The organism is Bradyrhizobium sp. 1 (genome assembly GCF_023073315.1).
Taxonomy (GTDB): Bacteria; Pseudomonadota; Alphaproteobacteria; order Rhizobiales; family Xanthobacteraceae; genus Bradyrhizobium.
Genome location: NZ_JADPJH010000031.1, coordinates 24,503 through 30,678, shown reverse-complemented (window position 1 = coordinate 30,678; position 6,176 = coordinate 24,503). Strand labels below are relative to the sequence as shown.

The window sequence follows — 6,176 nt, the reverse complement described above, 5'->3', positions numbered from 1 at the left end:
GGTTCGACACGGAGATTCCGGACTGCAGCACTGAGGAACGCGCGGCCATGCCCGGCTTTCTTACGCCCGCCGAAATGCGAGAGATCGAGTCGGCACCCTCAGGGAACATGGCCAAAAACACAACCTAAGCTGAATGTTACGCGAAGATCGGTCGCTCCGGCAGTGATGTTGAGGGGGCGTGTCATGGAGCAGGAATTCTACCAAGGTCTGGCGCAACGGGTCCGCGTTATGGCTGACACGGCGGACCCATTCACCCGCCGCCGCCTGCTAGACCTCGCCAAGCAGTACGACTCTAAGGGCCGCACCGCATTATCGAGGGCGACCGAACGGCCCCTGCCGGTGCCGCGCACCACGCCGCCGACTTCGACCTTCTCCGGACCTGGCGAGACCTGACGCTCCTGTACTTCTGGCTGGGAGTGTACAAGTTGATCAGCTTGCGGCGACGAAGCCTGTTCCGTTCAGGGACCAAGACCGGACATGGCCAGGTCACCCCAACTAGTCGGCCACGGGCCAACAGGAGACCTTGGCTTAGGTTGTACGAGCGACCACCAGGTATTCAATGGTGAGGTAGCTGAATTTACCGACCTCCGAGAAGCCGTACTTGGCGTGAGCTGCTCGTGATGCTGCGTTGTCCCGGCGAATGAACCCAACGCCTTCGCGTCCCCGAAGGAGTGATCCCTGCAATTCAAACAGCCGTTCCGCCAAACCTTGGCCTCGCTCGCTTGCCTCAACGCACAAAGGACCCGAATTGTAGGCGCCTGCCTTGGCGGGGTAAGCCGTGAACTTTGCTTGCCCGAGTGCGTAGTCCTTCGTCCTTTCCGGTGCGCTCGAAACAAGATAGCCGACGAGCTGTCCTCCACGCCTAGCAATGATAATTGGCATCTCCTGCACAGCCGTCTCGAACCAAGCCGCGGGGAATTCGACCGACAAGGCGCCACCTTTAGCAATCTGATTTCCAGCCTGAAGGGCGAGTATTTCGGGGACATCTCCTGTAGTCGCAACGGAAGCATCATAGATCATGCTCGATCACCGACGTTGATACCCAGCTAAGTAATCAGTCAGCCCCATAAGCTGACCAAGTCTGAAGTCCGAATATTGGCAATCCCTTCCAATGTCCGCAACGGGTCACAAGCGGTCCTGCACTGGCTGCTCGCGGCAGGACAGCTATGGGCCACAAGCCGACATTGCGCCTGGCAATCTACTCAATTCGAATGGCGCGACGATTATAGTTCAGACAGATACCAAATATGTCGCGAAAGCCATTTTGTCCGGCTGACGTCACTCGCACCACGCGAGTATCGCGATCCCGAGTGAGCCAGTCCAGTTCCAAGCAGCGCCGCCAAATTTCCGCGCCGACCAACCCGGCGATGTGATAGCGCCGCTCACTCCAATCGAGACAGGCGCGGCAAAAAATCCGGCGGTTTCCCGATTTTGGTGTTAACTCCGCACCGAATTCAAACAAAAATCGTTTGCCGCGGACGGTAAGTTCGCCGCTCTCCTCGTTCACCACGGCATATTTTTTAGCAACCAATGCGTCGGCGATCGCAACACCAAGTTGGCCGGCCAGATGATCGTAACAAGTGCGCGCGAAGCGCAGCGCGTCGTCTTGCGCGGAGCGTGGCTGGTAGCGCGCCGGCGTCTCCAGTGCTGCGACCGCCTTGATGCTTTCGAGCATCCTCGCGACGAGCGGCGATGCGATCCGGTAATAGCGGTTGCGCCGCTTTTGCGTCACAGAGAGTAGCTTGGCACTGACTAGCTTCCTGAGATGCCCGCTCGCGGTTGACCGCGAAATGTGTGCCAGCGAAGCTAGCTCGCTAGCTGTTAGCGCCTGCCCGCCCATCAAGGCGGCCATCATGGTCGCGCGCGCGGTGTCGCCGACCAGAGCTGCCACTTCGACCATGTTTGACGCCGCGACCATAAGCGATTTTATCGTTGTGAAAGCGCGAAACGCAAGCAGAGATGATTCGGTGAGCACCGAAGCATTCCCGCGACGACGCAGGCTATGGTGGGGCATTCACTCGCATGCGATAGGTGCACCATGATTAAACGACTACGCGTGGAGCCAATATCGAGCTACTTGGAACGACGCCGCAAAGGCCCGATCTATCCTGTGATCGTTGCGAACGGTTTCGTCTACTTGTCGGGCTTGCCGCCGTTCGACCCCGAAACCGGCGAAATTGAGTCGCAGCCATTCGAGCGACAAGCTGAAATTGTACTCGAACAGATGAAACTGTGCTTGGAAGCAGCCGGTTCTTCGCTCTCACAGGTGGTCAAATGTAACGTCTATTGCACACCCGATCCCTCGCACTTCGCCACGTTTAATGCTGTCTACCAGCGATACTTCCCGAAAGAATCCCCTGCGCGCATCTTTCTACACGTGCCCTCGTGGCCGGGACCCTTCGAAGTTGAGGTCGATTGCGTGGCCGTAATGTAAGCCCGTACGACAGGCCCCGCGTGCATCACGTCCGCTATGGGTCACAAGCGGTCCTCGACCGACTGCGCGGGGCAGGTCAGCTAAGGGCCACAACCGGAAATTGACCGTTTAATCATCGCGAACTAAGTATACTTCGGTAGAGCCGGAGTTTGGGGTGACTCAGCAATTATCGAGAGATGTAAATTCTTCCGGGCAGCGAAGAGTCAGACGGCTTCGCGTGGCGCTGCTTGTGGGAGGAAGCAGCCTCAGGGCGGGTTTCATAGCTCTAGGGATGACGACGCCTCTCCAGGCAGACGATAGTCCCAATTTCGTAACTCAGACGCTTGCTTCGCACACGTACGTCATTCCTCGCGACCTGATTGAGATAATTTACAAGCCGGATTACAGCGGCGTCACCAATCCAAATCCAAACTGGTCGCGTGATCCGGCGGTACGCCTCGGGTTGCAGTGGCCGGAATTTACTGCGCCCACGATCAGGGATCCGCAAGAGAGAGCGAGACGGAAAATCAACGTGTCGATGCTTGAGGGGACGGTCATGACCGTTGCCCGAGGCATTGAGAGATTGAACGAGCTTAACTACTCGCCGGAAATTACCGGCGCTCCGTATGGCCTGCGGGAGTTGCGAAGCGGCATATCGAAAGAGTTTCGGGAATATATTGCGTCGAAGGATGGTAGTCGTGACTATCTGATCCACTGCACCCAACCTCAGACCGTAACGACGCCAAAGCTGTACTATTCCTGCAATTACTATTTCGAATACCTCGATCTCATGGTCAACGTGAGTTTCAGTTCTCCGTTTTTAAGTGACTGGCGTGAAATTCACCAGAAGACCTTGTCTCTTCTCAATCGAATGAGGAAGGATTGAAGCGCGGCGAAGTCGCCTTCGGGTCAGTTGCGGTCATTCTTGCGATCCCGCGCTGATGTCCGATAAGCGCCCTTAACGGACTCTAGGGCCGAAACCCTGGTGGCATAGTTCGCCAAATACCGTCTTGCAAGCAGTACGCACGGACGCCCTCTGGAATGTCTTCGGCGGCTCCGCCCACGTTTGGCTCATAAAGAACCGCAGCGAACAGCTTTCCGTCGACGATCTTGATCATATCGCCGCGTCGAATGTTCTCGCCAGCGTAGCCAGTCATGACAGACATGGTCCCTACAGACATGATCCCTCGCGAGGCGGACGTCGATGCCGAACGAGCTCGTCGATGCGATGGCCTCCGTGCGAGCTTACCTCGAAGCGGAGAAGTCTTCTAATACCCGAAAGGGGTATGCCACTGATTGGGCGGACTTCACCGCCTGGTGTGGACAAGTATCCGAGGATCCACTTCCAGCACTTCCGGCCGTCGTGGCCCGCTACTTGGCGCAGCTCGCCGACGGCGGGCGGAAGTCCTCGACGATCCAGCGGCGGGTTGCCGCGATCCGGAGCGCCCACAAGGCTGCGAACTTCGAGCCGCCCACCAACAGCGAAGGCGTCAAGGCGACGATGCGCCTCGGCCATTCCAAGAGCGACCAGGAAGGCAGGGGCACTGAGCTGCCAGTGCCGAACGGGAAGAAGCTCCGACCGGTCGAGGCCCTGGACGCCTGGCTGGCCGCTGCAAAAATCACCTCCGGGCCGGTGTTCCGTGAAGTCGATCGACACGGCCGCGTCGGTGCCGGCGGGCTTTCGGGCAGATCCATCGCACGCATCGTCAAAAGGGCGATCGAAGCGGCGGGCCTGGATGAGGCGGTCTTCTCCGGACATTCGATGCGCGCCGGCTTCATCACGTCGGCGCTCGATGCCGGCGAGGATCCGCTGAAGGTCAAGGGCGTCAGCCGGCACGTGAAGCTCGATACGCTGGCGATCTATGACCGCCGTGAGAGCGATTTCGAAAATCACGCCGGCGGCGATTTCCTCTAACCCCACAGAGGCCACCATGAACGCGAAGACCGATACCGGCATCAAGCCGGGCCAGGCCACTGTGCTTGAAGCCGGCCAGCAGGCACCGCCCGTGCAGATCGTGACTGAATTGGACGGCCTCGAGCTCAACGATCGCAAGCGGGAGCGCATTACCGATATCCGCGCGGCCGAAGCCGCGTTCCTCGAGCTGCTCGCCTTCCTTGCGCCCAACGGCAACCCGACGCGCGAGCTCAACCTCGCCAAGATCAAGGTCGAGGAAGCCGCCATGTGGGCGGTCAAGGGGGTGGCGGCGCAGTAGCACGGCGGCCGCTGCGATGAATCCCTAATGGGGGGATTTGCGCTGGCACTACTTTTGATGATAGTTGTAAGATCATTCAACCAAGAGCCGGGGTGCCACTCATGTTTCGAACAGTTATATTTGCAGCGTCTGCCCTCTTCCTAACTACTTCGATCTCTCTCGCCGCGTCCACCAACAATGGCGGACATGTCGTCGGGAATCCTAAATCGGTAGCTTCGCCGAAGTCGGCAGCGGGCGATTGCAATTGGGACAAAGCAAAGCTCGACATCGATTTTTCAGTTACGGACAACAACGCTAAAATTTGTGTTCGAGAGAAAATGACGACCAAAGGCGGCAAAAACTTCGTCACTGCCGTATCGTTGTGCAACAAAGCGATGGATCATCAGAATTTTAACAACTGCATCCGAACAGGCCAAGTCTGCCAATATGATCTAGAGCTGAAGCCGCCGTGGACACCCTGTCAGTGATTAGCCGCCTACCAGCCATAGTCTAGTTAGGCGCGTGGTCCAAAGGTCCCATTCAAAACGGGGGGCGGCACCGTCCGCTCCCTTCAAGGCAACGCGGCGCTCCCTCAGGGGGAGCAACAATCCTAGCGTCCGTTAAGGGCGGTTATCGGACTCCAGAATGCGGTGGTCCAGAAGGTCGGCTATGGGCCACGAGCGGAAGCTGGCGCTTGTACGAATGAATGATGCCGCGCCAACTGAGGCGGCCCGGACTACCGAAACCAGAATAACCAACATGTAAAAATCCCCAGCGCGCAAATGGCGAACTGGACAAGGATTTCTACGACAATATCCTTCCACATGGAACGCGTAACGGTGCCGCAATCGGGGCACTTGTCGCGTCTCTTCCAGCGACCGCACGCCGGGCAAAATAGATACGCCAAGCATCTCTCCCATGGCAGAGCCATAAGATACCCGGATTTACAACGCCCCGTGCCCGTTCCGCTTTGGGTCACAAGCGGTCCTCGACCGGATGCACGCCACAGGTCGGCTATAGGCCAGAAGCTGACGTATTGAGTGTTGCCTGCTACGATGTCAATTGAGGGCGACATAGTTCATCGTTTGATGATCATGAGGCAAGGCGTGTGGACAGAAATCTCAAAAGCGTCGTTCATTTCCATTCCGATCGTCGGAACTCTGTCCGGGCTGCTGAGCATGCGAACGGCCTATTCGACATACAAGTTGATCGGAGCGCGCTTCGGCGGCGCGAACTTTCCCTGGTTCTACACCGTGTTCCAAAGCCCTTGGTACGCGAAGCAATTTTGGGGACAGGACGATATTGCTAATGGGCTTCCTGATGACCTGAAGACGACGGTCACTCGCGCGAGAACCCAGATTAACTACGGAATGGCCGTAATCATTTTGTGGACCATCTTTGCTCTCTGCGTCGGTGCTACAGCAGCCCATTTCGCGAGCGGCACATAGGCGATACCCACTATCCGCTCAGGGTCAGCTGCGGTCATTCTTGCGATCCCGCGCTGATGTCCGATAAGCGCCCTTAACGGACTCCGGAAAACCGTGTCGCCTTTTCGGCTCCCGAGCGGGCAC

General features: G+C 57.8%; 9 protein-coding genes. 7 read left to right on the top strand and 2 right to left on the bottom strand.

Features of this window, described 5'->3' with window-relative positions; genetic code table 11:
- The first annotated feature begins 183 nt into the window (after positions 1 to 183).
- Positions 184 to 393, top strand: a complete 210-nt coding sequence (locus IVB29_RS24820) for a hypothetical protein (RefSeq protein WP_247506034.1) — start codon at positions 184 to 186, stop codon at positions 391 to 393.
- Positions 394 to 528: 135 nt separating this feature from the next.
- Here IVB29_RS24820 and IVB29_RS24815 read toward each other — a convergent pair whose 3' ends face one another.
- On the bottom strand, positions 529 to 1,020 hold the full coding sequence (locus IVB29_RS24815) for a hypothetical protein (protein ID WP_247506033.1): 492 nt from the start codon (positions 1,018 to 1,020) through the stop codon (positions 529 to 531).
- Positions 1,021 to 1,198: 178 nt separating this feature from the next.
- On the bottom strand, positions 1,199 to 1,975 hold the full coding sequence (locus tag IVB29_RS24810; RefSeq protein WP_247506032.1) for a helix-turn-helix domain-containing protein: 777 nt from the start codon (positions 1,973 to 1,975) through the stop codon (positions 1,199 to 1,201).
- Positions 1,976 to 2,038: 63 nt separating this feature from the next.
- Between IVB29_RS24810 and IVB29_RS24805 the strand changes: the two genes are divergently transcribed.
- The 6 genes from IVB29_RS24805 to IVB29_RS24780 all read left to right on the top strand — a co-directional run bounded on the left by IVB29_RS24805 (position 2,039) and on the right by IVB29_RS24780 (position 6,053).
- Positions 2,039 to 2,434 carry a RidA family protein gene (locus tag IVB29_RS24805; RefSeq protein ID WP_247506031.1) on the top strand — a complete coding sequence of 132 codons (396 nt, stop codon included), beginning with the start codon at positions 2,039 to 2,041 and terminating at the stop codon, positions 2,432 to 2,434.
- 271 nt (positions 2,435 to 2,705) lie between these two features.
- Positions 2,706 to 3,299, top strand: coding sequence for a hypothetical protein (locus IVB29_RS24800; RefSeq protein WP_247506030.1), 594 nt, complete (start codon positions 2,706 to 2,708; stop codon positions 3,297 to 3,299).
- A gap of 318 nt (positions 3,300 to 3,617) precedes the next feature.
- Positions 3,618 to 4,328 carry a site-specific integrase gene (locus tag IVB29_RS24795; RefSeq protein WP_346731298.1) on the top strand — a complete coding sequence of 237 codons (711 nt, stop codon included), beginning with the start codon at positions 3,618 to 3,620 and terminating at the stop codon, positions 4,326 to 4,328.
- A 16-nt stretch (positions 4,329 to 4,344) separates the two neighbouring features.
- Positions 4,345 to 4,626 (top strand): hypothetical protein, encoded by a 282-nt coding sequence (locus IVB29_RS24790; RefSeq protein WP_247506029.1) that lies wholly within the window; start codon positions 4,345 to 4,347, stop codon positions 4,624 to 4,626.
- 101 nt (positions 4,627 to 4,727) lie between these two features.
- A complete protein-coding gene (locus tag IVB29_RS24785; RefSeq protein ID WP_247506028.1) occupies positions 4,728 to 5,093 on the top strand; it encodes a hypothetical protein in 366 nt (121 codons plus the stop codon).
- 618 nt (positions 5,094 to 5,711) lie between these two features.
- Complete coding sequence (locus tag IVB29_RS24780) at positions 5,712 to 6,053, top strand: hypothetical protein (protein WP_247506027.1); 342 nt, start codon at positions 5,712 to 5,714, stop codon at positions 6,051 to 6,053.
- Positions 6,054 to 6,176: the final 123 nt, after the last annotated feature.

Excerpts from the sequence above, each read along its gene's own strand:
- IVB29_RS24820 (WP_247506034.1), top strand. The coding sequence starts at position 184 with ATGGAGCAGGAATTCTACCAAGGTCTGGCGCAACGGGTCCGCGTTATG.
- IVB29_RS24815 (WP_247506033.1), bottom strand. The coding sequence starts at position 1,020 with ATGATCTATGATGCTTCCGTTGCGACTACAGGAGATGTCCCCGAAATA.
- IVB29_RS24805 (WP_247506031.1), top strand. The coding sequence starts at position 2,039 with ATGATTAAACGACTACGCGTGGAGCCAATATCGAGCTACTTGGAACGA.
- IVB29_RS24800 (WP_247506030.1), top strand. The coding sequence starts at position 2,706 with ATGACGACGCCTCTCCAGGCAGACGATAGTCCCAATTTCGTAACTCAG.
- IVB29_RS24795 (WP_346731298.1), top strand. The coding sequence starts at position 3,618 with ATGCCGAACGAGCTCGTCGATGCGATGGCCTCCGTGCGAGCTTACCTC.
- IVB29_RS24790 (WP_247506029.1), top strand. The coding sequence starts at position 4,345 with ATGAACGCGAAGACCGATACCGGCATCAAGCCGGGCCAGGCCACTGTG.
- IVB29_RS24785 (WP_247506028.1), top strand. The coding sequence starts at position 4,728 with ATGTTTCGAACAGTTATATTTGCAGCGTCTGCCCTCTTCCTAACTACT.